Origin of the sequence: Curtobacterium flaccumfaciens UCD-AKU, from assembly GCF_000349565.1 — a bacterium.
GTDB lineage: Bacteria > Actinomycetota > Actinomycetes > Actinomycetales > Microbacteriaceae > Curtobacterium > Curtobacterium poinsettiae.
In genome coordinates, this window is the sequence record NZ_KB714609.1 from 128,785 (window position 1) to 152,915 (window position 24,131).

At 70.8% G+C, this 24,131-nt stretch carries 26 protein-coding genes; 12 read left to right on the forward strand and 14 right to left on the reverse strand.

Annotation, left to right across the window (positions count from 1 at the left end):
• Positions 1-34: 34 nt before the first annotated feature.
• Positions 35-1,552 (reverse strand): catalase, encoded by a 1,518-nt coding sequence (locus tag H489_RS24180; protein ID WP_017886266.1) that lies wholly within the window; start codon positions 1,550-1,552, stop codon positions 35-37.
• Between the two features lie 94 nt (positions 1,553-1,646).
• Positions 1,647-2,093: a Fur family transcriptional regulator gene (locus H489_RS24185; protein WP_017886267.1), complete on the reverse strand. Its 447-nt coding sequence runs from the start codon at positions 2,091-2,093 to the stop codon at positions 1,647-1,649.
• Between the two features lie 169 nt (positions 2,094-2,262).
• Between H489_RS24185 and H489_RS24190 the strand changes: the two genes are divergently transcribed.
• Positions 2,263-3,576, forward strand: a complete 1,314-nt coding sequence (locus H489_RS24190; protein WP_017886268.1) for an acyltransferase family protein — start codon at positions 2,263-2,265, stop codon at positions 3,574-3,576.
• Positions 3,577-3,742: 166 nt separating this feature from the next.
• Positions 3,743-4,564, forward strand: a complete 822-nt coding sequence (locus H489_RS24195; RefSeq protein ID WP_017886269.1) for a cytochrome c oxidase assembly protein — start codon at positions 3,743-3,745, stop codon at positions 4,562-4,564.
• Between the two features lie 103 nt (positions 4,565-4,667).
• Here H489_RS24195 and H489_RS24200 read toward each other — a convergent pair whose 3' ends face one another.
• Positions 4,668-6,212, reverse strand: coding sequence for a DHA2 family efflux MFS transporter permease subunit (locus tag H489_RS24200; RefSeq protein WP_017886270.1), 1,545 nt, complete (start codon positions 6,210-6,212; stop codon positions 4,668-4,670).
• The gene (locus tag H489_RS24205; RefSeq protein ID WP_017886271.1) at positions 6,209-6,817 is read right to left on the reverse strand and encodes a PadR family transcriptional regulator; all 609 of its coding nucleotides are present in this window, start codon (positions 6,815-6,817) and stop codon (positions 6,209-6,211) included. Before H489_RS24205 ends, H489_RS24200 begins: the two co-directional genes overlap by 4 nt.
• A 178-nt stretch (positions 6,818-6,995) precedes the next feature.
• Here H489_RS24205 and purS point away from each other — a divergent pair, with 178 nt between their 5' ends.
• The 4 genes from purS to H489_RS24225 are packed head-to-tail and all read left to right on the forward strand — an operon-like array spanning position 6,996 to position 11,281.
• Positions 6,996-7,247, forward strand: a complete 252-nt coding sequence (purS, locus tag H489_RS24210; RefSeq protein WP_017886272.1) for a phosphoribosylformylglycinamidine synthase subunit PurS — start codon at positions 6,996-6,998, stop codon at positions 7,245-7,247.
• Between the two features lie 5 nt (positions 7,248-7,252).
• A complete protein-coding gene (gene purQ / locus H489_RS24215; RefSeq protein ID WP_031259320.1) occupies positions 7,253-7,948 on the forward strand; it encodes a phosphoribosylformylglycinamidine synthase subunit PurQ in 696 nt (231 codons plus the stop codon).
• Between the two features lie 17 nt (positions 7,949-7,965).
• Complete coding sequence (purL, locus tag H489_RS24220) at positions 7,966-10,347, forward strand: phosphoribosylformylglycinamidine synthase subunit PurL (RefSeq protein WP_081612230.1); 2,382 nt, start codon at positions 7,966-7,968, stop codon at positions 10,345-10,347.
• Positions 10,348-10,360: 13 nt separating this feature from the next.
• Complete coding sequence (locus H489_RS24225) at positions 10,361-11,281, forward strand: 2-hydroxyacid dehydrogenase (protein WP_017886275.1); 921 nt, start codon at positions 10,361-10,363, stop codon at positions 11,279-11,281.
• Positions 11,282-11,580: 299 nt separating this feature from the next.
• Here the strand turns inward: H489_RS24225 and H489_RS24230 are convergent, their stop codons facing one another.
• Both H489_RS24230 and H489_RS24235 read right to left on the reverse strand, forming a co-directional pair.
• Entirely contained in the window at positions 11,581-12,669 is a 1,089-nt protein-coding gene (locus tag H489_RS24230; RefSeq protein ID WP_017886276.1) for a lactonase family protein, read from the reverse strand.
• Positions 12,666-13,001 (reverse strand): chorismate mutase, encoded by a 336-nt coding sequence (locus H489_RS24235; protein WP_017886277.1) that lies wholly within the window; start codon positions 12,999-13,001, stop codon positions 12,666-12,668. The genes H489_RS24230 and H489_RS24235 overlap by 4 nt, the downstream gene beginning before the upstream one ends.
• A 60-nt stretch (positions 13,002-13,061) precedes the next feature.
• On the opposite strand from H489_RS24235, the gene H489_RS24240 reads away from it, so the two are divergent.
• Positions 13,062-13,466, forward strand: coding sequence for a DUF1304 domain-containing protein (locus H489_RS24240; protein WP_017886278.1), 405 nt, complete (start codon positions 13,062-13,064; stop codon positions 13,464-13,466).
• 86 nt (positions 13,467-13,552) lie between these two features.
• On the opposite strand, the gene H489_RS24245 is transcribed toward H489_RS24240, so the two are convergent.
• Positions 13,553-14,560, reverse strand: a complete 1,008-nt coding sequence (locus H489_RS24245; protein WP_031259322.1) for an iron-siderophore ABC transporter substrate-binding protein — start codon at positions 14,558-14,560, stop codon at positions 13,553-13,555.
• A gap of 58 nt (positions 14,561-14,618) precedes the next feature.
• On the opposite strand from H489_RS24245, the gene H489_RS24250 reads away from it, so the two are divergent.
• Entirely contained in the window at positions 14,619-15,485 is an 867-nt protein-coding gene (locus H489_RS24250; protein ID WP_031259323.1) for a shikimate dehydrogenase family protein, read from the forward strand.
• Positions 15,486-15,505: 20 nt separating this feature from the next.
• Here H489_RS24250 and H489_RS24255 read toward each other — a convergent pair whose 3' ends face one another.
• Genes H489_RS24255 through H489_RS24265 form a run of 3 tightly spaced genes read right to left on the reverse strand, consistent with a single transcriptional unit; the run spans position 15,506 to position 17,316 of the window.
• Complete coding sequence (locus tag H489_RS24255; RefSeq protein WP_017886281.1) at positions 15,506-16,459, reverse strand: SDR family NAD(P)-dependent oxidoreductase; 954 nt, start codon at positions 16,457-16,459, stop codon at positions 15,506-15,508.
• Positions 16,460-16,493: 34 nt separating this feature from the next.
• Positions 16,494-16,880, reverse strand: a complete 387-nt coding sequence (locus tag H489_RS24260; RefSeq protein ID WP_017886282.1) for a YchJ family protein — start codon at positions 16,878-16,880, stop codon at positions 16,494-16,496.
• A 10-nt stretch (positions 16,881-16,890) separates the two neighbouring features.
• Entirely contained in the window at positions 16,891-17,316 is a 426-nt protein-coding gene (locus H489_RS24265; RefSeq protein WP_017886283.1) for an organic hydroperoxide resistance protein, read from the reverse strand.
• A 252-nt stretch (positions 17,317-17,568) separates the two neighbouring features.
• Between H489_RS24265 and H489_RS24270 the strand changes: the two genes are divergently transcribed.
• From H489_RS24270 to H489_RS24280, 3 genes are read left to right on the forward strand one after another with little or no spacing between them, the layout of a single operon-like run.
• The gene (locus H489_RS24270) at positions 17,569-18,264 is read left to right on the forward strand and encodes a hypothetical protein (protein WP_017886284.1); all 696 of its coding nucleotides are present in this window, start codon (positions 17,569-17,571) and stop codon (positions 18,262-18,264) included.
• Between the two features lie 3 nt (positions 18,265-18,267).
• Positions 18,268-18,897: a hypothetical protein gene (locus tag H489_RS24275; protein WP_017886285.1), complete on the forward strand. Its 630-nt coding sequence runs from the start codon at positions 18,268-18,270 to the stop codon at positions 18,895-18,897.
• Between the two features lie 49 nt (positions 18,898-18,946).
• Positions 18,947-19,678 carry an SOS response-associated peptidase gene (locus tag H489_RS24280; protein ID WP_040419122.1) on the forward strand — a complete coding sequence of 244 codons (732 nt, stop codon included), beginning with the start codon at positions 18,947-18,949 and terminating at the stop codon, positions 19,676-19,678.
• Between the two features lie 105 nt (positions 19,679-19,783).
• Here H489_RS24280 and H489_RS24285 read toward each other — a convergent pair whose 3' ends face one another.
• Positions 19,784-20,113, reverse strand: coding sequence for a hypothetical protein (locus tag H489_RS24285; RefSeq protein ID WP_152427176.1), 330 nt, complete (start codon positions 20,111-20,113; stop codon positions 19,784-19,786).
• A 101-nt stretch (positions 20,114-20,214) separates the two neighbouring features.
• Positions 20,215-20,544 (reverse strand): hypothetical protein, encoded by a 330-nt coding sequence (locus H489_RS24290; RefSeq protein WP_017886288.1) that lies wholly within the window; start codon positions 20,542-20,544, stop codon positions 20,215-20,217.
• 259 nt (positions 20,545-20,803) lie between these two features.
• Here H489_RS24290 and H489_RS0118485 point away from each other — a divergent pair, with 259 nt between their 5' ends.
• On the forward strand, positions 20,804-21,268 hold the full coding sequence (locus H489_RS0118485) for a VanZ family protein (protein WP_017886289.1): 465 nt from the start codon (positions 20,804-20,806) through the stop codon (positions 21,266-21,268).
• A gap of 69 nt (positions 21,269-21,337) precedes the next feature.
• Here H489_RS0118485 and H489_RS24295 read toward each other — a convergent pair whose 3' ends face one another.
• Both H489_RS24295 and H489_RS24300 read right to left on the reverse strand, forming a co-directional pair.
• Positions 21,338-21,901, reverse strand: coding sequence for a hypothetical protein (locus H489_RS24295; RefSeq protein ID WP_017886290.1), 564 nt, complete (start codon positions 21,899-21,901; stop codon positions 21,338-21,340).
• Positions 21,902-22,280: 379 nt separating this feature from the next.
• Entirely contained in the window at positions 22,281-24,101 is a 1,821-nt protein-coding gene (locus H489_RS24300; RefSeq protein ID WP_017886291.1) for a DUF4012 domain-containing protein, read from the reverse strand.
• Between the last annotated feature and the right edge of the window lie 30 nt (positions 24,102-24,131).

Sequence of the window (24,131 nt, forward strand, 5' to 3'; positions counted from 1 at the left end):
ACCGGGCCTCCCGTCCGCTCGTTGCGGCCTGGGCTTACGCCTCGACCGCGACCTTCTCGGGGTTCTCGTTCGAGCCGGGCGCGCTCGGCGCGACCGCGGCGCGCACGCGCGCACCCAGGTCGGCGTCGACGTTCGTCCAGTAGGCGAACACGCGCTCGCGCAGGTCGTCGCGCGTCACCTTCGAGACGTGACCGGCGATGTTGCCGACCAGGCGCTCACGGGCGGCGTCGTCCAGGACCTCGCGGACGAGCGTGCCTGCCTGACCGAAGTCGTCGTCCTCCGGGTGCAGGGTCGCGGCGGAACGCTGCAGCGCGCCGTCGGACTCCCAGCCCGGGGCGTCGTCGGTCGCGGTCGGGTCGGCGTGCGCACCACCGAGTGAGTTCGGCGCGTACACCGGCACCTCGGACTTCTGGAAGTCGAAGCGCATGCCGCCGTCCTTCGAGTACGAGTGGACCTCGTTCTTCGGGGCGTTCACGGGCAGCTGGGCGTGGTTCGTGCCGACGCGGTAGCGGTGGGCGTCCGCGTAGCTGAAGATGCGCGCGAGGAGCATCTTGTCGGGGCTCGCCGCGATGCCGGGCACGAAGTTCGAGGGGGCGAAGGTCGCCTGCTCGATCTGCGCGAAGTAGTTCTCCGGGTTGCGGTTGAGCTCCATCGTGCCGACCTCGATGAGCGGGTAGTCCGCGTGCGGCCACACCTTCGTCAGGTCGAACGGGTTGAAGCGGTAGGTCGCGGCGTCCTCGTACGGCATGACCTGCACCTTGAGGGTCCAGCGCGGGAAGTCCTGACGCTCGATCGCGGCGTGCAGGTCACGGATGTGGAAGTCCGCGTCCTCACCGGCGATGCGGTCGGCGTCATCCTGCGTCAGGGTCTTGTGGCCCTGCTCGGTGATGAAGTGGTACTTCACCCAGAAGCGCTCGCCGTCGGCGTTGATCCACTGGTAGGTGTGCGAGCCGAAGCCGTCCATCTCACGCCAGCTCGCCGGCAGACCGCGGTCGCCCATCAGCCACGTGACCTGGTGCGCCGACTCGGGCGACAGGGTCCAGAAGTCCCACTGCATGTCGTGGTCGCGCAGGTGCGAGCCGGGCAGACGCTTCTGCGAACGGATGAAGTCCGGGAACTTGATGCCGTCGCGGATGAAGAACACCGGGGTGTTGTTGCCGACGAGGTCGTAGTTGCCCTCGGACGTGTAGAACTTCAGCGCGAAGCCGCGGGGGTCGCGCCAGGTGTCGGGCGAGCCCTGCTCACCGGCGACGCTCGAGAACCGGGCGAGCATCTCGGTGGTCTGCCCGGGCTGCAGGAACGCGGCACGGGTGAAGCGCGAGACGTCCTGCGTGACGGTGAAGGTGCCGAAGGCGCCGCCGCCCTTGGCGTGCACGACACGCTCCGGGATGCGCTCACGGTTGAACTGGGCGAGCTTCTCGACCAGGTAGTGGTCGTGCAGCGCGAGGGGGCCGTCGGCCCCGACGCCCATCGAGTGCTCGTCGCTCGAGACGGGTGCGCCGCTGTTGGTCGTGGTGGTCGGGGTGCCGGTCGGCGTGTTCTGGTCGGACACGGTTCCTCCTGGGGTGGGACTTGGTTCGGTCAGGGGTGCTCGGGTGGCTCGGGGTCCGGCGCGTCGTGGCGCCGGTGCGGTGGGGCGGTCGCCGTCAGGCGGGCGTGGGGGCGTCTGCGTCGTCGCGCTCTGCCGCTGCGCAGCGGTCGCAGATGCCCCAGTAGGTGACCTCGGCGGTGGTGACCGCGAAGCCGTGGGTCTCGGACGGTGTCAGGCAGGGCGAGTGGCCGACCGCGCAGTCGACGTCCTCGATCGCGCCGCACAGCGTGCAGACGATGTGGTGGTGGTTGTCACCGGTCCGGCGCTCGTAGCGCGCGGGGCTGCCTGCCGGTTCGATGCGGCGGACGAGCCCGACGCCGGTCAGGGCGTTCAACACCCCGTAGACGGCCTGGTGACTGGTGGTCGGCAGCTCGGCGGCGAGCGCGACGACGATGTCGTCCGCGGTGGCGTGCGGCATCGAGTCCGTCGCGCGGAGCACGGCGAGGCGCGGGGTCGTGACCCGGAGCCCCGACGTGCGGAGCAGATCGGCGTCGGCATCCATGCTGAGCCTTTCTTTTGCAGGAATCAAGACAACACGTCCACTGTACACGAGCTGTTGCTGCTGGCCAGCGAGGTGACGCATGCCGCTACCGGAATACGAAGTGTCACGATCCGGTCGCGATCAGCTGGAACGACACTGGACCGACCGTTCCGCACGCTAACGTCCGGACATGTCCACGAGCCAAGGTCTGCCTGAACAGGCGAACAGCAGTGCGGACGTCCGGGGGATCATCGCGAAGCGGGACCTGGTCGTCGACCTCATCCGGACGGCCTGCGTCGTCCTCGTCGTCATCGTGCACGTCACGATGGTCGGCGTCGCCGCCGATGCCCAGGGGGTGCGGGTGACGAGCCCGCTGCAGGAACTCCCCTGGTACGTCGCCGCCACCTGGGTCGGGCAGGTGATGCCGCTGTTCTTCGTGGTCGGCGGGTTCGCGAGCGCCGTCGGCTGGCGCAGCACCGTCGCCCGTGGTGCGCCGAGCCCCGCCCGCGACTACCTGGCCACCCGCCTGGTGCGGCTGTTCCGGCCCGCGGTGCCGCTCTTCGTGTTCCTCGCGCTCGGGCTCGGGGTCGCGACGGCCGCGGGCACGCCGCCGGAGCTGCTGGCCGAGGTCGCGTTCGGCATCGGGTCGCCGCTCTGGTTCCTGGCCGCCTACGGCATCACCCAGTGCTGCGTCCCCGTGATGATGCGCCTGCACGAGCGAGCACCCTGGGCCACCCTCGCCGTGCTGCTCGTGCTCGCCGCGGTGGTCGACGCCGTCCGCCTGGCCACCGGGGTCGCCGAGGTCGGGCTGCTCAACCTGGGACCGGTGTGGCTCTTCGCGCAGCAGCTCGGGTTCCTCTGGGCCGACGGGTGGTTCGCGCGCCGGTCGAAGGTGCTCCTGCTGGCCATCGCGGTCGCCGCCTACGCCGTGCTCGTGCCGATGACCTCGGTCGGGCTGTGGGCGCCGGACATGCTGCAGGACCTGAACCCGCCGATGCTGCCGCTGGCGTTCCTGGCGATCGCGCAGGCGTGCCTGGTCCAGCTCGTGCACGCGCCGCTCACCCGGCTGATGCGCACCCGTGCCGCGCTCGGGGCCGTGTTCGTGCTCGGCCGCGACGGCATGACGATCTACCTGTGGCACCTGCCGCTGTTCATCGCGCTGAACGGCATCGCCCTGCTCGTCGGGGTGCCGTTCCCGGCGCCGGGCTCCGGCCCGTGGTGGGCGTCCCGGATCGTCGCGCTGGTCGTGGTGCTCGCCGTCGCCCTCGGGGTGGCACGTGCCCTGCGCTGGTTCGACCGGCCGCTCCCCCGCCTGCTGCCGTCGGCGGACCGTCCGGCCTGGCCGGTCGTCGCCGTCGCGGCCCTCTGCACCATCGGCCCGGCGTTCCTCGTGATGCAGCTGCACCTGTCGTTCGGTGTCGCGCTCGTCGGAGCCGTGGCCGTTCCGGTGGGCGTCTGGCTGCTGTCGCGGACCGTCCCGGCACGCGGGGTCGCCCGGATCTGAACCGGTTCTCACCGTCCCGGGGGCACGCCGGACCCCCGGCGCACCCCGGGCGGACGGAGGATGGCTCCGGCGGAACGACGGACGAGTCCGCCTGATCCCCAGGAGGCTCCCCACGCCGTCGACACCCGAGTTCTGGAGCACCTGGCGGTTCGACCCCCTGGCGGCGGTGCTCCTCGTCGTCGCCGCGCTCGCCTACGGCCGCTGGGTCGTCGGAGCGGTCCGACGAGGTGCCCGGTGGCCGTGGTGGCGCACGCTCGCCTTCGTCACGGCGCTCGTGCTGTTCGGCGTCCTGCAGTTCGGCATCGTCGGCGTCGACGACGAGCGGTTGCGCTGGGCGTTCGTCCTGCGCGCCGCCCTGCTGTTCTTCGCGGTCCCCACCTTCGCCGCGCTCGGTGCGCCCGTCGCACTGCTCCGGATCGGAGGCCCGGCTCGCCTGGCGCAGGCCGCCGACGCCGTCATGGGGTCACGTCCGGTGCGTCTGCTCGGCAACGCGATCGTCGCCCCGCTGGTCGCGCTGGCGCTGTTCGCCGTCCTGCTCACCCCGTTCTCGAGCGTGATCCGGGAGTCCCCCGTCTGGGCCGCCGTCATCACCGTGACCGTGCCGGCGCTCGGGTTCGGCCTGCTCGCGCCGCTGTCCGAGGTCGGTGTGCTCGTCTCGTCGACGTTCGCCACGGCCGAGTTCCTGCTGGCGTTCGTCGAGCTCGTCGTCGACGCGGTGCCGGGCATCGTGCTGCGGATCACGAACCACGTGCTCGACGGGTCCCTCGTGCCCGTGGTCGGACGGGCCTGGTACCCGTCCCCGCTGCAGGACCAGCACCTGGCGGGCGACCTGCTGTGGTTCATCGCCGAGGTGGCGGACATCCCCGTGCTCGTCGCGCTGTTCATCCGGTGGCAGCGGACCGACCGCCGCGAGGCCCGGGACGTCGATGCTCTGACCGACGAACAGATGGACGAGCTCACCCGGGCGCACCTGCAGCGCCGCAGCTGACGGGCGGGGGTGCGTCCCCGACACGAGTGAGCAGAAGAAGTCGAGTACCCGGAGGTGACTCGACTTCTTCTGCTCACTCGTTGGGCGCCGAAGCGCTCGTGCCCTACTTCGCCGGGGCCCCCGCGGGCTCGGCGTCGGGCTGCGTGGTGACCGAACCGGTCTGCTGCCAGGCGACGGTCTGCTTCGGCTTCGCCAGGAACAGCGCCGCGACGATGGCCACGACGAGCACGATCGCCGGCAGGTAGAGCGACTCACCCATGGCCGTGGAGAACGGCTCGAGCAGGAAGCCCGGCAGAGCGCCGACCTGCTGCTCCGCGCCACCGGCCGTGGCCCCACCGGACGACGCCGGGAAGTTCGCGGTGATCCGGGCCTCCATCAGGGCGGCGATGCCGGCGGAACCGAGCACCGCACCGATCTGCCGCGTGGTGTTGTAGACGCCCGAGCCGGCACCGGCCAGCTTCGGCGGCAGGTTGCGCGTCGCCGAGACGGACAGCGGCCCCCACATGCAGGCGTTGGCGAGCCCGAGGAGCGCGCTCGGCAGGAGCACCCAGCCCCACTCGGCGCCGCTCGTCAGCAGGGCACCGAACCAGAACAGGCCGACCGAGAAGCAGGCGAGCCCGAACGCGGCGACCCAGCGCGGGTTCCAGCGGTTGAGGTTCTTGCCGACGACCGGCGCGAGCGCGGCGGACAGCACGGCCTGCGGCACGAGGAGCAGTGCGGCCTGGGTCGGCGAGAAGCGCAGGACGTCCTGCGCCCACAGCATGATCGGCAGCGCGAACGAGGCGATCGCGACACCGACGGCCGTGATGGCGACGTTGGCCAGCGTGAAGTTGCGGTCCTTGAACAGACCGAGCGGCAGCAGCGGCTCGCCCTTCTGCACGCCCTGCCAGACCACGAAGCCGGCGAGCACCACGAGACCGACGATGATGAGCGACCACACCGAGATCGGACCGGCGATGACACCCCAGTCGTAGGTCTCGCCTTCCTGGATGCCGAACACGAGCAGGAACAGGCCCGCTGCGGACAGGAAGATGCCGAGGTAGTCGAACCGGTGCCCGTGCCGCTCGAACGACGGCACGAAGCGCTGCGCGAGCACGAACGCGACGACACCGACGGGGACGTTCACGAAGAAGATCCACTCCCAGCCGAAGCCGTCGACGAGCAGGCCGCCCACGATCGGGCCGACGAGCGAGGCGACACCGGCGACGGCGCCCCAGAGGCCCATCGCCGCACCGCGGTTCTGCGGCGGGAAGATGCGGGTGATGACCGACATGGTCTGCGGGCTCATCATCGCGGCGCCGAGGCCCTGCACGACGCGGGCGACGATCAGCACCTCGATCGAGCCGGCCAGGCCGCACCACAGGCTGGCGAGCGTGAAGACCACGAGGCCGATCTGGTACATGACCTTCGGGCCGAAGCGGTCACCGAGCCGGCCGGTGATGAGCAGCGGCACGGCGTAGGCGAGCAGGTAGGCGCTCGTCACCCAGATCACGGAGTTGATGTCCGCGTCGAGCTTCTGGGCGATGGTGGGGGTGGCGACCGACACGATGGTCGAGTCGACGAGGATCATGAAGAACCCGACGACGAGTGCCCACAGGGCAGGCCACGGCTTCTTCTCGGTCGTCCGCGGAGGCGTGACGGTGGTCATCGAGTGGTTTCCTTGCTGTTCGTGGTGGTGTCTGCGGACGCGGCGTGGGCGTCCCAGGAGATGTGGCCGGCGGCGATCCGGTCGGCCGTGGCGGCGAGCCACTCGATCTGCGTCGTGAGCATCGCACGCACGTACGACACGTCGAGCCAGTACCGCTCGGGCAGGTCCTTCGCCCGGACGATCCCGAGGATCTCGTCCGCCTCGTCGCGCTGGGCCCGGAGTGCCGTGACCCGCGCCCGCAGCGCGGACTCGGCCTCGTCGACCGACAGGTTCTCGATCTCGGCGACGGCCAGGTGGAAGACGGGGTACTCCTCGGCCGGTTCGGCGATCAGCCGGACGAGCCCGTCGTGCAGGGCCGTCCACCCGTCGTCCGTGATGGCGTAGGTGGTGCGTTCCGGACGGTTGCCCGCCCGGTCGGTCCCCACGATCTCGGCGAGGCCGAGCTCCACCAGTCGGCCGACCTGGTGGTACAGGGTTCCGGGCCGGACCTTGACGTTCCGGCCGTCCCGGCGGTGCGTCATCGTCTGGAACATCTCGTAGGGATGCGTCGGACCCTCGGCCAGGAGCCCGAGCGCGGCGAACGCGAGTGGCGTGAGCGACGGCACACGTGCCTCCAGTCCGCTTGTTCGTTGTTGACTATTCGAATTGGAATATACGCGTTGGAACAGACGTGAGCAACCGCACAGGAAGTGCCCGCCTGGAGGCCCGAGGCCGTCCCGGCGTGTCGCGTGCGCCCCGTAGACTGGTCGCGTCCCCCCACCCCTGAAGTGCTGGAGAGAACACGTGCCAACGATCGTCGTCGAGGTCATGCCCAAGGCCGAGATCCTCGACCCCCAGGGGAAGGCCGTGGGCAACGCCCTGGCCCGCCTCGGCAAGGCCGACCTGACCAACGTCCGCATCGGCAAGCGCTTCGAGGTGACCGTCGACGGCCCCGTCGACGACGCCAAGCTCGCCGAGGTCCGCGACATCGCAGCCGACGTCTTCTCCAACGCGGTCATCGAGGACGTCGTGTCCGTGACCGTGGAAGGCCAGTGACCCGGATGCGCATCGGCGTCATCACGTTCCCGGGCTCGCTCGACGACCGCGACGCCCAGCGCGCCGTCCGTCTCGCCGGCGCCGACCCCGTCGCCCTGTGGCACGGCGACCACGACCTGCAGGGTGTCGACGCGATCGTGCTGCCCGGCGGGTTCTCGTACGGCGACTACCTGCGTGCCGGCGCGATCGCCGCGAAGGCCCCGATCATGGCCGAGGTCATCGACGCAGCCGGCAAGGGCATGCCCGTGCTCGGCATCTGCAACGGGTTCCAGATGCTGGCCGAGGCCCGTCTGGTCCCCGGGGCACACACCCGCAACGCACACCAGCAGTTCATCCGTCGCGACCAGAAGCTCCGCGTCGAGACCACCGCGACCGCCTGGACCTCCGGCTTCAGCGCCCAGCAGGAGATCACCATCCCGCTGAAGAACGCCGACGGCCGCTTCGTCGCGGACGCCGACACCATCAAGCGCATCGAGGACAACGGCCAGGTCGTGTTCCGCTACCTCGGCGTGAACCCGAACGGCTCCATCGACGACATCGCCGGCGTCTCGAACGAGCGCGGCAACGTCGTCGGCCTGATGCCGCACCCCGAGCACGCGACCGAGGCCGGGTTCGGCCCGGACACCCCCGCCGCGATGGCCTCGGGCACCGACGGCCTGACCTTCTTCACCTCCGTGATCGAGCACGCGCTCGTCAAGTGACAGGGAACAACGACACCGTGACGACACCCGTTCGCCCGAAGCCCGACACCGTGCAGGACGCGGCAGCGACCCCCGACAAGGAGCAGCCGTACGACGCGCTGGGCCTGAAGCCGGACGAGTACGCCCGCATCAAGGAGATCCTCGGCCGCCGCCCCACCTCGGGCGAGCTGGCGATGTACTCGGTGATGTGGAGCGAGCACTGCTCCTACAAGTCCTCGAAGAACTACCTGCGGCAGTTCGGCAAGAAGGTCACGCCGGAGATGACCAAGAACCTGATGGTCGGCATGGGCGAGAACGCCGGTGTCGTCGACGTCGGCAACGGCTGGGCGGTGACCTTCAAGGTCGAGTCGCACAACCACCCGTCCTACGTCGAGCCCTACCAGGGTGCGGCCACCGGCGTCGGCGGCATCGTCCGCGACATCATCTCGATGGGTGCCCGCCCCGTCGCCGTGATGGACCAGCTCCGCTTCGGCGCGATCGACCACGAGGACACCGCACGCGTCGTGCACGGGGTCGTCGGCGGCATCTCGTTCTACGGCAACTGCCTCGGCCTGCCGAACATCGGCGGCGAGACCTACTTCGACCCGGTGTACCAGGGCAACCCGCTGGTCAACGCCCTGGCCGTCGGCGTCCTGCGCCACGAGGACCTGCACCTGGCGAACGCCTCCGGTGCCGGCAACAAGGTCGTCCTGTTCGGGGCCCGCACCGGCGGCGACGGCATCGGCGGCGCATCGATCCTGGCGTCCGACACCTTCACCGAGGGCGGCCCGACCAAGCGCCCGGCCGTGCAGGTCGGCGACCCCTTCGCCGAGAAGGTCCTGATCGAGTGCTGCCTCGAGCTGTTCCAGAAGGACCTGGTCGAGGGCATCCAGGACCTCGGTGCGGCGGGCATCTCCTGCGCCACCTCGGAGCTCGCGAGCAACGGTGACGGCGGCATGCACATCTCGCTCGACGACGTCCTGCTCCGCGACCCCACGCTCACCGCCGAAGAGATCCTGATGTCGGAGAGCCAGGAACGCATGATGGCCGTCGTCCGCCCCGACAAGCTCGACGACTTCCTGAGCGTCGTCGGCAAGTGGGAGGTCGAGACCAGCGTGCTCGGCGAGGTCACCGGCACCGGCCGCCTGGTCATCGACTGGCAGGGCCAGGAGATCGTGAACGTCGACCCGCGCACCGTCGCCGTCGACGGCCCGGTCTACGACCGCCCGGTCGCCTACCCGACCTGGATCGACGCGCTGCAGGCCGACACGGCCGCCTCGCTCGACCGTCCGGCCGACGGCCCCGCGCTCAGGGCACAGTTCCTGCAGCTGCTCGGTTCGCCGAACCTGGCGTCGAAGAACTGGGTCACGAACCAGTACGACACCTACGTGCTCGGCAACACCGCGCTGTCCTTCCCCGACGACGGCGGCATGATCCGCGTCGACGAGGAAACCGGGCTCGGCGTCGCGATCGCCACCGACGCCAACGGCCGCTACTGCCAGCTCGACCCGAAGCAGGGTGCCCGTCTGGCCCTCGCCGAGGCGTACCGGAACGTCGCCGTCACCGGTGCCGTTCCCGCTGCCGTCACCGACTGCCTGAACTTCGGCTCCCCCGAGAACCCCGAGGTCATGTGGCAGTTCTCCGAGGCGGTCGAGGGCCTGGCCGACGGCTGCATGGAGCTCGGCATCCCGGTCACCGGCGGCAACGTGTCGTTCTACAACCAGACCGGCTCGACCCCGATCCACCCGACGCCCGTCGTCGGCGTGCTCGGCATCATCGACGACGTCGCCAAGCGCGTGCCGTCGGGATGGCAGGACGACGGCCACAACATCTACCTGCTCGGCACCACGAGCCTGGAGCTCGACGGCTCCGCGTGGGCCGGCACCGTGCACGGCCACCTGGGCGGGCGTCCGCCGGCGGTCGACCTCGAGCGCGAGAAGGCCCTCGCCGAGCTGCTGTACGCGGCGTCCGGTGAGCAGCTGCTCACCAGCGCGCACGACCTGGCGGACGGCGGCCTCGGCCAGTCGCTCGCCGAGTCCGTGCTCCGCTTCGGCATCGGTGCCCGCGTGGTCCTCGACGAGCTCGAGACCCGTGACGGCATCGACACCGCGACGGCGCTGTTCTCCGAGTCGACCGGTCGCGTCATCGTGACCGTCCGGCGTGAGGACGACGTGCGGTTCCAGGGCATGTGCGCCGGCCGGGGCTTCCCGGTGCTGCGCATCGGCGTGACCGACGCGACGTCGAGCACGCTCGAGGTCCAGGGCGCGTTCGAGGCCACGGTCGACGAGCTGCGCGGCACCCACGCCGCGACGCTGCCGGCCCGCTTCGGCGACGTGATCGTCGAGGACGTCACCGAGGGGTACGTCGGCCGCGGGCCGCTCGACTCCGACGGTGCCTTCTCGCCGCGCACCGACGCCTAGGCCCGGTCCGCGGATGCCGATCGTCACCCTGCCGTTCGCCGAACTCGTCGACCGGTTCGGCCCCGTGCCGGACGGCATCGAGCTGGACGTCTGGGACGTCGAGTCGCCGTACGGTCGCCCGGACGACGTCGCGATCACGTTCCTGCCGTTCTACTTCGCGGGGCGGCACCGCTGGCAGTTCGTGCACGACCTGCCCGAGCTCCAGCTGCTGCAGCTGCCGAGCGCCGGGTACGAGCACGCGATCCCGCACGTGCCCGGGCACGCGCAGCTGGCGAACGGTCGCGGCATCCACGACGACGAGACCGCCGAGCTCGCCGTCGGCCTGGCGCTGACCTCGCTCCGCGAGATCTCGGCGTTCCAGGTCGACCGGGCGAACGGCGTCTGGGACGCCCGCGAGACCCGATCGCTCGCCGACCGCCGGGTGACCGTCGTCGGCTACGGGGCGATCGGGTCCGCGATCGCCACCCGGTTCGAGGCCTTCCGCACCGAGGTGACCGCGGTCGCCCGGACCGCCCGCGACCAGGACGGTCGGCACGTGCACGCGTTCGGCGAGCTGCCCGACCTGGCCCTGACGACGGACGTGCTCGTGCTCATCGCCCCGCTCACCGCAGAGACCGAACGGCTGGTCGACGCGGAGCTGCTCGCGGCGCTGCCGGACGGCGCCCTCGTGGTGAACGTGGCGCGCGGCAAGGTCGTCGACACCGATGCCCTGGTCGCCGAGCTGCGGTCGGAGCGGCTGTTCGCGGCGCTCGACGTCACCGACCCGGAACCCCTGCCCGACGGACACCCACTGTGGACGACGCCGAACACCGTGCTCACCCCGCACGTCGGGGGCAACACGGACCTGAGCGTGCCGAGGTCGATCGAGCTCATGCGCAAGCAGGTCGCCGCGCTGGCCGAGGGTCGCCCCTTCGAGAACCTGATCGACTTCTAGCCCGCGGGGCTCCGAACACGCCGGCGTCCCGTCTCGTCTCGTCCCGCTGCGGCATTGCGGCGTTGCGGCGTTGTCCAGACGCCGTCGTGTCTCTCCGACGCCGCAGTGTCGTCGAGACGCCGCCGAATTCGGGGGCGTCTCGACGACTTCGGGGCGTCACACGAACACGCCGGCGTCACGCAGGCACGCACGCACGAACACGCCGGCGTCACGCAGGCACGAACACGCCGGCGTCACGCAGGCACGCACGCACGAACACGCCGGCGTCACGCAGGCACGCACGCACGAACACGCCGGCGTCAGACGGGGACGATGCAGGTCGGGGTGGCGACCGGGATCTGCGCGACGGCTTCGCCGGGCATGCCATCGGCGTCGAGCGGCAGCACGGCCACCGCGTCGGACATCTGGTTCGCGACCAGCACGAACCCGGGCACCCGCGCGAAGTGCCGCGGCCAGACCCCACCGCAGGGAACGGACCCGATGACGGAGAGCCCGCCGTCACGCGCGTCGAGCACCACGAGCAGGTCACGCCCACGCACGGCCACGTAGACACGGCCGGCGTCGTCGACCTCGATGTGGCTGAGCAGCGACTCCCCCACGGCACCGTCGAACACGGGCACCGCGGCGATCGTCACCAGCGACCCCGAGTCATCGCGACGCAGCCGGTACACGCGGCCGTCGAGCTCACCGGCGACGAGCAGGTCGCCGTCGATCCAGGTCATGTGCCGCGGGCCGGCACCCGGTGCCACGTGGTGCACGCGGACCGCCTCGATGTCGGGGACCCCGTCGACGGACACCGTGATGCGGAACTCGTGCAGGGCGTCGCCGCCCAGGTCGGCGACCAGGACCGTGCCGTCCGGGGTGGCGATCGACTGGTGCGCGTGCGGGCCGTCCTGGCGGTCCTCGTCGGGGCCGGTGACGTCGGGCAGCACGGCGACCTCGGCCGCGTCGGCCGGCACCGAGCGCTGGTCGGCGTCACCGTGCAGCACCACACCGTCGCTCGCCGTCAGCGAGGCCGCGTGCGACTCGGCTGCCAGCAACGAGATCGCCGTGACGGTGCCGGAGACGTAGTTCGTGACGACGAGCGCGCCCGAGGGGTCGACCCGGATGTGGCACGGGGCGTCCCCACCGGCGGGGGCGTCCCACAGGTGCTCGAGCGCGCCGCCCTGCAGCCGGAAGGCCGACACGGCGCCGTCGTTCGTCTCGGAGACCGCGTAGACCCGGTCACCCGAGACGGCCAGGAACGAGGGGTCGTCGAGCACCGCGACGGTCCGGGGCGCCGGAGTGGTTCCGACCGGGCCGGCGTCGACCAGCGAGATGCCCGTGGCGTTCCCGCCGCCGGTCGCCGTGTACGACCCGATCAGCAGCGACGGCAGCCCGACGTTCATTCGTCGCGGCCCGCGATGCGCTCGTGGTGGTGGATGACCTCGGCGACGATGAAGTTGAGGAACTTCTCGGCGAAGGCGGGGTCGAGGTGGGAGTCGGTGGCGAGCGACCGGAGCCGGGCGACCTGGGTCCGTTCGCGGTCCGGGTCGGCAGCCGGCATGCCCGAGTCGGCCTTCAGGTGTCCCACGCGCTGCGTGTACTTGAAGCGTTCCGCGAGCATGTGGATCACGGCGGCGTCGATGTTGTCGATGCTCTGCCGGATGCTGCGGAGTTCGGCGACGGCGCTGGTTTCCGCGCTCGGTTCGGCCTCGGGCGGGGTGACCTCGTCGTTCATGGTCCGAGCCTACTGGCGGACGTGCAGCGGAACCCCGCCCGCGCCTGCGAGAATGTGCACATGTCGGTCCTGCTGGTGATCTCGGGTGTCTGTGCGGTCCTCGCGGGCCTCATCCACGTGTACATCTTCTTCCTCGAATCGGTCATCTGGACCAGTCCGCAAGCGCGCCGGATCTTCGGCATCGCTTCCGAGACCGAAGCCGTGGCGACCCGCTCGCTCGCCTTCAACCAGGGCTTCTACAACCTGTTCCTGGCGATCGGGGCCATCCTCGGCGTCGTGCTCGTGCTCGCGGGCAACACGGTGAGCGGCTGGACGCTCGTGGTGTTCTCCACCGCGAGCATGCTCGGGGCAGCGGTCGTCCTGATCGGCTCCGGCCGGAAGTACGTCAACTCCGCGTTCAAGCAGGGCACGCTCCCCCTGATCGCCCTGCTCTTCGCGCTGCTGGGGTCCACCGTCGGCGCCTAGTCCGTCCCCCCGAACTGCGAAAGCGACAGGGTGCCGCCGAACATCGGCGGCACCCTGTCGCTTTCGCGGTGGAGAAGCGCTCTGGGTCAGCCGAGCTTCTTCTCGAACTCCGCCGGCAGCTTGTCGAGCGCCCACTCGATCGCGGCCGTGGTGCCCATCGAGAACGCCGACGACACGTCCTTGTCGTCGAACACGATCGCGTGCCCGGCCTCGACCGACGGCACCTTCTGGAACAGCTTGTTCGATGAAGCCTCGGACGCGTCCACGTAGATCGGCAGGATCAGCGTCAGGTCGGCGTCGAGCAGGTCGAGGTTCTCGTCGGACAGGTGCACGGAGAACTCCTTGCCGGCCTGCTGGTCGATGGCCTTCGGGATCTCGAAGCCCAGGTTTCGCATGAAGGTCGAGCGGCTGTCGGTGGAGGCGTACGCCCCGAAGCCCTCGGAACTGTAGGCACCGACGACGGCCGTCTTGCCCGCGAAGTCCGGGTGCGCCTTGCGGGCCGCGGCGTAGGCGTCGTCGAGGCCGGAGAGCAGCTTCTTGCCCTCGGACTCCTTGCCGAGCGCCTTCGCGATCATGGTCGTCTGCTGCTCGGTCGAGGCGAGGTAGTTCGCGCCGCCCTTCGGGATCGCCAGGGTGGGCGCGATCGCGGACAGCTTGTCGTACCGCTCCTTGTCACCCGAGGACTTCACGTCGAGGATCAGGTCGGGGTTGAGCTTGAGGATGTCCTCGTAGCTCGGCTCGAGCGTCTGGATGATCTTCGGGGACTTGTCGTACGCACCCTTGAGCCACGGGCCGACACCGTCGCCACCGAAGGCGAGCCAGTCGCTCGCGCCCACCGGCTGCACACCGAGTTCGAGAGCGGTCTCGGCGTCGCCCCACCCGAGTGCGACGACGCGCTTCGGTGCCGACTCGATGGTGGTGGTGCCGAGACCGGTCGTGATCGAGACCGGGAACGCGGCGTCGGACGACCCCGAGGACGCCGAGTCCGTCGAGGAGCCGGAGCCGGACGCGCAGCCGGCGAGGACGAGGGACGCGGCGACGACGGCGCCGGCCGCGGCGAGCACGCGTCGGAGACGCAAGGGGGAACGGTTCACGAAGGGTAGCCTAACCTAACGGGGTGCTCAAGAAAACGGCTGGCTAGGCTGGGTGACCGTGGCGTTCACCGAACCAGGCCGCACGCACCTCGCGGTGCTCGGCTCACCCATCGCGCACTCGCTCTCGCCCACGCTCCACGCAGCGGCCTACGATGCGCTCGACCTGCCCTTCACGTACGGGAGGCACGAGGTCGCGTCCGGCGGGCTCGCCGCGTTCGTCGCGGGGCTGGGTCCTGAATGGCGTGGGCTGAGCCTCACGATGCCGCTCAAGCGCGAGGTGCTTCCGCTGCTCGACCGCACGACCCCGCTCGTCGATGAGCTCGGGGTCGCCAACACGGTCGCGTTCCGCCACGAGGGCTCCACGATCGTGCGAGCCGGCGCGAACACCGACGTGCAGGGCCTCGTCCGACCGGTCGAGGCGCTCGGACACCTGCCCGGTGAGCCCACGATCCTGGGCGGCGGTGCCACCGCGGCGAGTGCCCTGACCGCTGCCGTGCGGCTCGGCGCCTCGCTCGTGCGGGTGTTCGTCCGCGACACCGCGAAGACGCACCCGCTGGTCGGCCTGGCCGTCCGGCTCGGGGTGACGCTCGAGGTCCACCCGTTGACCGAACTCACGGGCACCCACCACGGGTTCGTCCTGTCGACGCTGCCGGGCGGAGCCGCCGACGCCTTGGACGTCCGGCCGTCGGGACCCGACGCCGTCCTGTTCGACGTCGCCTACGAACCGTGGCCCACCGCGGTCGCCAGCCGTTGGACCGAGGCCGGGGGGCTGGTCCTGAACGGCCTGGACATGCTGACCGAGCAGGCGATCGGGCAGATCCGGTTCTTCCTGACCGGCGACGAGGACGAGCTGCTCCCCGACGAGGCCGGGGTCCGCCGGGCGATGCGCACCGCGGTCGACCTGCCCGCCGTCATCAGCGGTTAGCCGAACCGGGCAGCCCTCGGTCAGCCGCGGGACCGCGCCTCGGCATCGAGCAGCGCGACGGAGACGTCCCACAGCCGATCGGCCTGGTCGGGATCGAGCGCCCAGGGCAGCACGCCGTGCAGGCCGTCCTCGATCCGCTCCACCACCGCTGCTTCGTGGCAGTCCTCGAAGTAGCGACCCGTGACCCCGTCGAGTTCGGGTGCGGTGGCGAGCAGGACCGAGGTCGCGGCTCCCTGTTCCGGGGACTTCACGGCGTCGGCCGCGGCGAGCTTCGTGGCGGCCAGGACCGCCGGGTCCCAGTGCTTCTGCAGCCCGGTCCAGATCCCGCCGGGCATCAGGGCGTTCGCGGTGATGCCGTCGGCGGCCCACCGTCGGCCGGCAGCGACGGCGAACAGCACGTTGGCGGTCTTCGACTGCCCGTACGCGAGTCCGGGCTCGTAGCGACGTCGGCGGAAGAACAGGTCGTCGAACACGACGGGCGAACCACCGTGTCCGCTCGACGACACGGAGACGATCCGTGCCGAACCCGAGGCGGCAAGGGCGTCGTGCAGCCCGAGCGCGAGGGCGAAGTGCCCCAGGTGGTTGGTCGCGAAGTGCGACTCCCACCCGGCGGGCGTGTACGACTCGGGCGCGTCCATGATGCCCGCGTTGGCGACGAGCACGTCGAGCGGCCCGGACCACGCTGCGGCGCAGGCCTCGACGGAGGCCGGCCGGTCCAGGTGCAGCTCGACGACGGCCGGTGCGTCCGTCCCCGTCGTCCGCGCGATGTCGTCCGCCACCCGTCGGCCGGCCTCGACGTCCCGCACCGCGAGCGTCACGCGGGCCCCGGCTCCGGCGAGCGCTCGGGCGGTCTCCACCCCGATGCCGGACGCAGCACCGGTGACGATCGCCGTGCGCCCCGTCAGGTCGAGGCCGTCGACGACCTCGGCGGCCGTGGTCCGTTCGCCGTAGCGGGTGAGGTCGCGTGCGGGCATGTGGGCTCCTGTCAGCTGGCGTGGTGCGGAGCCGTCAGGCGACGACCCCGTCCACGTAGAACCATCGTCCCTGCTCGCGGACGAAGTCGCTCGTCTCCTCGAGCGTGCCGCGCTCGTCGTCGGAACGCCACCACGCGCGGAACGTGACGGTGCCGTGGGAGTCGAACGGGCCTCCCGAGGTGGTCGCCAGCACGTCCAACCGTGTCCAGCGCTGGGACGCATCCAACTCGAGGCCCGCCGGACGCGTGCGCGGGTGCCAGGTGAGCAGCAGGTACTCCGGCAGGCCCAGCGCGAAGGCGCTGAAGCGGGAGCGCATGAGCCGTTCCGCGGTCGGCGCCACCGCCCCGGCGTGCAGGGGGCCGCAGCACTCGCCGTAGGGGTTGCCGCTCAGGCAGGGGCAGCGCGTCTCGTCGGTGACCACCGGCGGAACGCTAGTCGACGATGGACAGCGTGACCGTGATGTTGCCGCGGGTGGCGTTCGAGTACGGGCAGATCTCGTGCGCACGCTCGGCCAGACGCTGCCGCTGCTCCTGCGGGGCGTTCGGGGCGTAGACGTCGAGCTCCACGGCGAGGCCGAAGCCCCCGTTGCCGATGCCGCCGATGCCGACCTCGGCGGAGACCTCGGCGCCGGTGGTGTCGAGCTCGAGCTCCTTGCCAGCGGCGTGCAGCGCACCGAGGAAGCACGCGGCGTACCCGGCGGCGAAGAGCTGCTCGGGGTTCGTGCCCTCGCCGCTGCCGCCCATCTCCTTGGGCGGACGGGTGTCGAGGTCGAGCCGGTCGTCCTCGCTGCGGACGTGCCCGTCGCGGCCGCCCCCGGTGGCGTGGGCAGCGGCGGTGTAGACGATGTCGAGACTCATGGTCCGAGGTCACCGTGCCCGCCTGGACGATCGCTGAGGGGCAGCACCACGTCGCGGGCGCGGTCGCTCCGGGAGGCGCGCGCTCGGGCGTGTCCGGGTGGGGAGGGTGCGGGCGCGGCCGGGGCGAGGGCGCGGGACGCCGCGCATCGAGTGAGCAGAAGACGTCGAGTCCCCCGCCAGCACCCGACATCTTCTGCTCACTGAACGCAAAGCGCGCAGACACCCCGCACCAGCACCGGGTAGACATGATGAGTGTTCAAGATCGGGTGGCAGGTGTTCCGCGAGCGCCTCCCCGCACTCGTCGACGCCCGGCGCCGCCGCCGCATCCGGCTCGTCGGCAGCATCGCGGTGGTCGTGGCGTTCGTCGGGTTGGTGGTGCTCGCGCTGACGACGGACGCGTTCGACGCCACTCCGCTCCCGCCCGCCGGAAGGGTCGTCGTCGGCCTGCTCCTGTCCGTTGGCTTCGGGTGCCTCGCAGCCGCCTGCGTGCCGTCCGGGCCGAAGGGGTGGGCGATCGCGCCGATCCCGGGCATCGGGTGGCGCACGCAGGAGGCCGTTGCCCGGTACCACCGCAGGAACCCACCCCCGGTCGACCCGAAGCACCGCGACGCCGTCCTCGACCGGCTGCCGGAGACCCGCGACCTGCTCGTCCGCTCGGCGCTCGGCGGCCTCCTGCTCCTGACCGGGTGCGCGGCCACCCTGCTCGCCGTGGTGATCGTCGACGTCGCCGCGATCTCGGCCGGCACCGGCTTGTCCCGCTTGCCGCTGTTCTGGTTCTTCCTCGGCATCACCGGCGCGACCACGGGCATCGGCGGTCTGCGCACCCTCGGCCGGCAGGAGCAACTCCGCGTCGAGGCCGAAGCGCTCCCGCCGGTCCCTCCGCCCCTGCCACCCCGCGGCCGCCCCGGCGCGCGGAGCGGCAGCAAGCTCGCACTGCCGGAGGAATGAGCCGTGTTCACGCTCGGCTGGCAGGTCTTCCGTCGGCACGTCACGGACGTGCTCGATCCGGCACGCGTCCGACGCGCCGCCGTGTGGTCCCGCGTCGCAGCGGTCGTCGTGTTGGTCGGCATGGCCGTCCTGGAGGCCCGGGTCGACTGGACGGGGACCACTCCGGTCCGCAGCGTGGTCGCGATGGTGCTGCTGGCGCTCGGCGTCGGGCTCCTGACGTTCGCGTGCATCCCGACGTGGCAGCCGCCGGACCCCTCGACGACGATCAACGGCCGGCAGGTGCGGCCCTCGTGGCAGCTCGCCGCGCGGGGTGCCACGCAGCTGTACGTGCAGCGTCGTCCGGTGCCGGTCCTGCCGGAGCACCGCGACATCGTCCGCACTGACACGGTCCTGCTGCGGCGGGGGCTGATCGGCATGCTCGCCCGCGTCGCACCGTTGCTCGGTTCGGGTCTCGTCGCCGTCCTCGGGGCGTTCGTCCTCGGGGCCGCCAGCGGTTTCCTCGTGCTCGCGATCGCGGCGTACACAGTCGGGCTGTCGGAGTACTTCGTCCGCATCGGCCGCTCCGAACGAGCCCGCGTGGCCGCCGAGTCCCTCGAGCCCGCACCCGAGACGCCCGCACGCCCCACTTCGTGAGCAGGAACCGCACCGCACCGCTGTCGGCGGCGACGGGCACACTGGGCGCATGTGTGGAAGGTTCGTCGTCTCCGACACCACAGCCGATCTGTTGCCCGAGCTCATGGGCGAGCTCGCCGCCCGGACCGAGCACGTCGACCAGGACACCGGCGAGGTGCACCCCGGCCTCGCCCCGAGCTGGAACGTCGCCCCGACCGACCCCGTGTACGCCGTCCGGCAGCGCCACGGCGAACGCGAACTGCCCCAGATCAGCTGGGGCTTCGTGCCGAGCTGGGCGAAGGACTTCCAGAAGCAGCGCCCGAAGCCGATCAACGCCCGCATCGAGACGGTCGCGACGAGCGGCATGTTCAAGCGGGCCTTCGCCACGAACCGCTGCATCGTCCCGGCGCAGGGCTACTACGAGTGGGTGGTGCGCGAGGACGGCAAGGAACCCCACTTCGTGCACGAACCCGGCGGCGCCCTGGCGATGGCCGGCGTCGTGAGCGCCTGGCCCGACCCCACGAAGCCCGAGGGCGACCCGGACAAGTGGCGGCTGTCGCTCGCGATCATCACCCGTGACGCCCACGTCGCTCCGGGCGAGGTCCACGACCGCATGCCGGCGTTCCTGACGCCCGACGGCTACGACGACTGGCTCGGCGGCGACCTGCACACCGACGACCTGCTGGCCCTGCTCGACCACGAGTCGCTGACGGTGGCCGCGGGACTTGCGCAGTACGAGGTCTCCCGCACGGTGAACAGCGTGCGGAACGACGGGCCGCAGCTCATCGAGCCCGTCGCGTAGGGTCGCGCCCCGCGCGCGGACGGGGCAGGGCTGGCACGCAGACGCGAAGAACCCCCGCCGGCATGCCGGCGGGGGTTCGAGGATCAGCGATCGGTCAGCAGCAGATCAAGCGGCGGGACGGATGACGTCCGGCAGCACCACGTGCAGGCGCTCGGTCAGTCGCGCCTTCGCTTCGTCGAGGGAGCGGAAGTCCCCGACGTACTGGCCGAAGGTGTCGGCGACGAAGAAGTGGGTGCCCTGACGGTCGACGGTGCCGCCGTAGTAGCCGCCGTAGTTCGCGACCCACAGGCCGATGTCAGCCTGTGCCCACGTGATGTGGACGGGGGCTGCCTGCACCGGAGCCACGACCTGGGCCTCGATCTCGGCGATGACCTCGATCGTCTGGGTGTCCAGGGTCACCTCGGCCTGCTGGCGGTGGGCGACGGTCGTGCTCATGGTGCTGCTCCTTCGTGCTGTGCTGCGTGCTGGGTGGCGCCGGTGGTTCCGGGTGGTGCGGGCGTCGCGGTCGACGCCGGGGGTCTTGGTGTCCGCCGTCGTCACTCGACCGGCCGGATGACCGGCGGGAGCATGACGTGCAGCTGGTCCTCGAGCTTGGTCTGTGCCTCTTCGAGGGAGGCGAACTCGCCCACGACGAGTCCGAAGGTGTCGGAAGCCACGTAGCGGTCGTGCCGCTTGTCGACGCTGCCGCCGAAGTACCCGCCGTAACCGGCGATCCACTCGCCCTGGTCTTCCTGCACCCAGGTGACCTTGGCGCGCTTCGGGCGCGAGGAGAGCTCTGCGTCGGCTTCGAGGATCGCGATGGTGTCCACGGTCTCGGTGTCGAGGGTGACCTCGGCCTGCGTCGCGTTGTTCACGGTGATGCTCATGTCGCTCTCCTTCACGATCCGGGGTACATCTGCTGACACCAGAACGCTACGAGAACAGCCGCGTGGATCGCCAGCGAGGCCCGTGGATTCACGGGTTCCGTCAATGCGACCCATCGGCCAGCCCCGGATTTCCGGGCAGGTGCGTCGCACTTCCGGGGTACAGGGCCAGGATCGGGGTACTCGTTTTCCGGATCGACGCGATCGGGGGACGAAACGGTGCGATCACCGGTCTGGAGGCGCGACTCGCTAGCGTCGGCATGTGACCTCCGACAAGCCCCGCGTCGACGACCGCGCACCCGCCACCTGGCGCAGCCGTCGGTTCGCGACGGGGCTGGCCGTCGCCTACGGCGTCGCCCTGGCACTCGTCGGCTTCTGGGGCTCCCCCGTCGACGCTTCGGGCGGCCCGTGGCTCACCCGTGCGCTCGCGGCCGCACACCGTCACGGGCTGCCGGACCGCATCGACTACGCAGCGGTCGAGTCGTTCGCGAACGTCGTGTACTTCGTGCCGCTCGGCCTGCTCGTGGTGCTGCTCGCCGGTGCACGGTGGTGGTGGGCCGCCATCGCCACGGGGCTCGTCGTCAGCGCGTGCATCGAGACCGGCCAGGCGCTGTTCCTGCCGGCCCGCACCGCGACCATCGACGACGTCGTCGCGAACGGCGTGGGGGCGCTCCTGGGGGCCGTGGCGGGCGTGCTGCTCCTCAGCCGTGCGGCCCGGCGTCGCTGACGACGATCCCCGCGCACGAAGAAGCCCCCGGAGCAGGTGCTCCGGGGGCTTCGTTCAGTGTGTCGAGACTCAGACGGACTCGCGCTGGCGGCGGACCGAGCCGCGGACCAGCAGGAGGCCACCACCGAGGACGACTGCGCCACCGGCGACCCAGAGGGCCAGGGCGGAGACGGTCGAACCCGTGAAGGCCAGCGTGCCGTCGGTGCCGTTGCCAGCGCCGGCGCCGGCTGCGGGAACCGCAGCAGCGTCAGCCGGGGCGACGGTGAAGGCCGCGAAGCCGACGACGCCCGAGGTGGCGCCGGTGGCGGTCAGGTTGTAGGTGCCCGAGGCGCCCTGGGGGAACGTGACCTTGACGTCGAGCGAACCATCCGAGGCGGCCGTGTAGGTCTTCGAGACGGTCGTGGTCGGCAGCGCGCCGAGCGTGACCGCACCGGCACCGGTGACCTGGACGTTGACGGTCTCGTTGTCCTGGAAGGCACCCGGCGTGAAGTTCACGGCCGCGGTGCCACCGGCGACGGCGCTGCCGGAGACGGAGACGTCGGAGTCAGGCGTGTAACCGGCGGCGTTGGCGACGGCCGGAGTGGCGAGCAGTGCGGCGCCAGCCAGCACCACCGCTGCGATGAGCTTCTTCATGAATGGTTCCCCTAAAGATCTGAATATCCAGACCCTGACACCCAGAGCCCGCTGTTCGCCGGTGGTTGACCCCAGCCAAAGAAATGGCGGTTGTGATGGCGATGTTGACTCAATCTAGCGGAGTTTCCCAGCTTGGTGCCAGATCACGTGGATTTTGGTCACTGGTCGACGTGTGTTCACCCTCGACATCGGCGGGACGAGCAGCGGCGCGGTCGCTCGATTCCGGCATCAACCGACCGAAAGCCCTGATGAGACGGCCTGAGCGACGCCACACACGTGCGCTGTGCGTGAGATCAAGAGTCTTTGCGCTCGAACAGGATCGTCCGGCGCCCCTCGGAGTGGGGGCAACGTGCCGGTTCGTTTTGCGGAGGTTCTGCCGTCACCGAGTGGCGAGTGGCTGCTGACAGTCGAACGTCAGGGGCTTCGTTTTCGTCTGCTGGACGCCTGGAGTGGAACTCGCCTGCACGGCTGCCTTCGCGTACTTCGCCTCGCCGAGGAAGGCCACCCGGAAGGTCAGGCTCTCGCCGGGGGCGAGCAGTGTCTGCAGTTGCGCGACCGGGTGCCCACCGTCGGTGGCCGTCTGCACCGCGGTCGTCTTGCCGTCCTTCGTCGCGCCCAGGAAGATCGCGTCCTCGGGCGCGTACGCGGCGAGCAGGGTCTTGATCTTGCCGGGGTCCACGCCGAAGTCGCCGCCACCGGTGACGTACCGCGGCAGGCTCGTCGCGGCATCGGCCGGCGCGGTGTTCTTGATCGTGATCTGCACGACGGACGTGGGGCGACCGTCCTTGCGGCACACCGAGCTGCCGACGGAGACGCTCTTGTCGAGGTAGTAGTCCATCTTCGCGCCGGTGCCGTCGTTCAGGTAGACGGCGAACTGGCTCGAGTCGGCGGTCGCCGTCGGGAGCTCACCGGCGACCGGGGTCCCACTGATCCTGCGCTGCTCGGCGTTGTCGGCGCTCCAGAGCCGCAGACGGCCCTCGTCCGAGCTCTGGGTCAGCGCAGACACGAACGCCTTCGTGTCGAACCCGCCCGACGAGATCTTCTCGAACACCGCGCCGGCGGCCGACGCGAAGAACGCGTCCTGCACCACCGGATCGGGGTACTTCGCGTAGACGTCGCTCAGCAGGAGCTTCACCGCGTTGTCGGACGTCAGGGTGTCACCGGTCGGCAGCTGCACCGGACCGGTCGCCTTGAGGATGTAGCTCAGCGTCACCGGGTCCATGGCGATGACCCCGTCGACCTGCTGCCCGAACTTCTGCTTCCACATCTCCCGCGCGAGCTTCGCCGAGACGTCGAACCGCGGCGTGAGGGTGACGTCCTGCATGTACTCGCCGGTGATGTTGCCGTAGAGCCCACGCGTGTCGGCGGTCAAGGGCAGGACTGGCTGGTCGTACGGCCCGAAGTCTCCGCTCGAGGCCTGCGCCGACAGATGCAGTGATCCGTCCTTCGCCTCGAGTTCCGCCACTGCGCCGGGGATCCCGCCTCCGGCTCGGAGTTCGGCGTTGTTCTGGAACAGCAGCAGGTAGTTCCGGTCCCCGTCGTGACCGAGCATGGCTGGCGCGAGCTGCACGATGCGGTTCGCTGCGACCGCCTGCTCGGAGGCAGTCGACAGCGCGTTCCGGAGCTGTCCCACGGCGGTGGTGACCGGCGACAGGGTTCCGCTGGTGTCGATCCGTGCCGCGTCGGTGCGCGCCTGCTCGAGCGTCTTGGTGGCCTTCGCGACCGCCGGCTGCGCATCCTCGATCGGCTGCAGGTCGATCCGGCCGTTCTTCGGCGCGAACGAGTCCGACCCGAGCTTCCCGACGACTCCGGCCACCGGGCTGACAGCATCGCGGGCCACATCATCGACGACGACCGACACGTCCCGCACGGCCCGCAGGTTGGTTCCGAAGAACGGCACAGCCTGCGCCGCACCCCAGACCGGGTCACCGGTCAGCGACCGAGCCGACGCGGCTTCGTCCTCCAGGTGGCGTGCGGTCTTCTGGGCAGCGCCGGTGTCGCCGCTCGTCAGCTGGGTCCGCAGCGTGTCGACGTCCCCGACGGCACGCTCCAGGTGCCCCTTCGCGAGCAGGCCACGCACACCGACCCACGCGACGGCGAGGATCAGCAGCAGGACAAGGGCGAGGACGACCCACAGGACGATCCGGGCCCTGGACCCCCGGCGTGCTGCAGTGCGTCGCGACTCGGGCTGGTCGGACATGAAGCGATCCTACGGTTCCGTGGGTCCAGC

Excerpts from the sequence above, each read along its gene's own strand:
- H489_RS24190 (WP_017886268.1), top strand. The coding sequence starts at position 2,263 with ATGTCCACGAGCCAAGGTCTGCCTGAACAGGCGAACAGCAGTGCGGAC.
- H489_RS24285 (WP_152427176.1), bottom strand. The coding sequence starts at position 20,113 with ATGAGCACGACCGTCGCCCACCGCCAGCAGGCCGAGGTGACCCTGGAC.
- H489_RS24280 (WP_040419122.1), top strand. The coding sequence starts at position 18,947 with ATGTGTGGAAGGTTCGTCGTCTCCGACACCACAGCCGATCTGTTGCCC.
- H489_RS24255 (WP_017886281.1), bottom strand. The coding sequence starts at position 16,459 with ATGCCCGCACGCGACCTCACCCGCTACGGCGAACGGACCACGGCCGCC.
- H489_RS24225 (WP_017886275.1), top strand. The coding sequence starts at position 10,361 with ATGCCGATCGTCACCCTGCCGTTCGCCGAACTCGTCGACCGGTTCGGC.
- H489_RS24265 (WP_017886283.1), bottom strand. The coding sequence starts at position 17,316 with ATGAGTCTCGACATCGTCTACACCGCCGCTGCCCACGCCACCGGGGGC.
- H489_RS24240 (WP_017886278.1), top strand. The coding sequence starts at position 13,062 with ATGTCGGTCCTGCTGGTGATCTCGGGTGTCTGTGCGGTCCTCGCGGGC.
- purQ (WP_031259320.1), top strand. The coding sequence starts at position 7,253 with ATGCGCATCGGCGTCATCACGTTCCCGGGCTCGCTCGACGACCGCGAC.
- H489_RS24235 (WP_017886277.1), bottom strand. The coding sequence starts at position 13,001 with ATGAACGACGAGGTCACCCCGCCCGAGGCCGAACCGAGCGCGGAAACC.
- H489_RS24300 (WP_017886291.1), bottom strand. The coding sequence starts at position 24,101 with ATGTCCGACCAGCCCGAGTCGCGACGCACTGCAGCACGCCGGGGGTCC.
- H489_RS24290 (WP_017886288.1), bottom strand. The coding sequence starts at position 20,544 with ATGAGCATCACCGTGAACAACGCGACGCAGGCCGAGGTCACCCTCGAC.
- H489_RS24230 (WP_017886276.1), bottom strand. The coding sequence starts at position 12,669 with ATGAACGTCGGGCTGCCGTCGCTGCTGATCGGGTCGTACACGGCGACC.
- H489_RS24200 (WP_017886270.1), bottom strand. The coding sequence starts at position 6,212 with ATGACCACCGTCACGCCTCCGCGGACGACCGAGAAGAAGCCGTGGCCT.
- H489_RS24295 (WP_017886290.1), bottom strand. The coding sequence starts at position 21,901 with ATGAAGAAGCTCATCGCAGCGGTGGTGCTGGCTGGCGCCGCACTGCTC.
- H489_RS24185 (WP_017886267.1), bottom strand. The coding sequence starts at position 2,093 with ATGGATGCCGACGCCGATCTGCTCCGCACGTCGGGGCTCCGGGTCACG.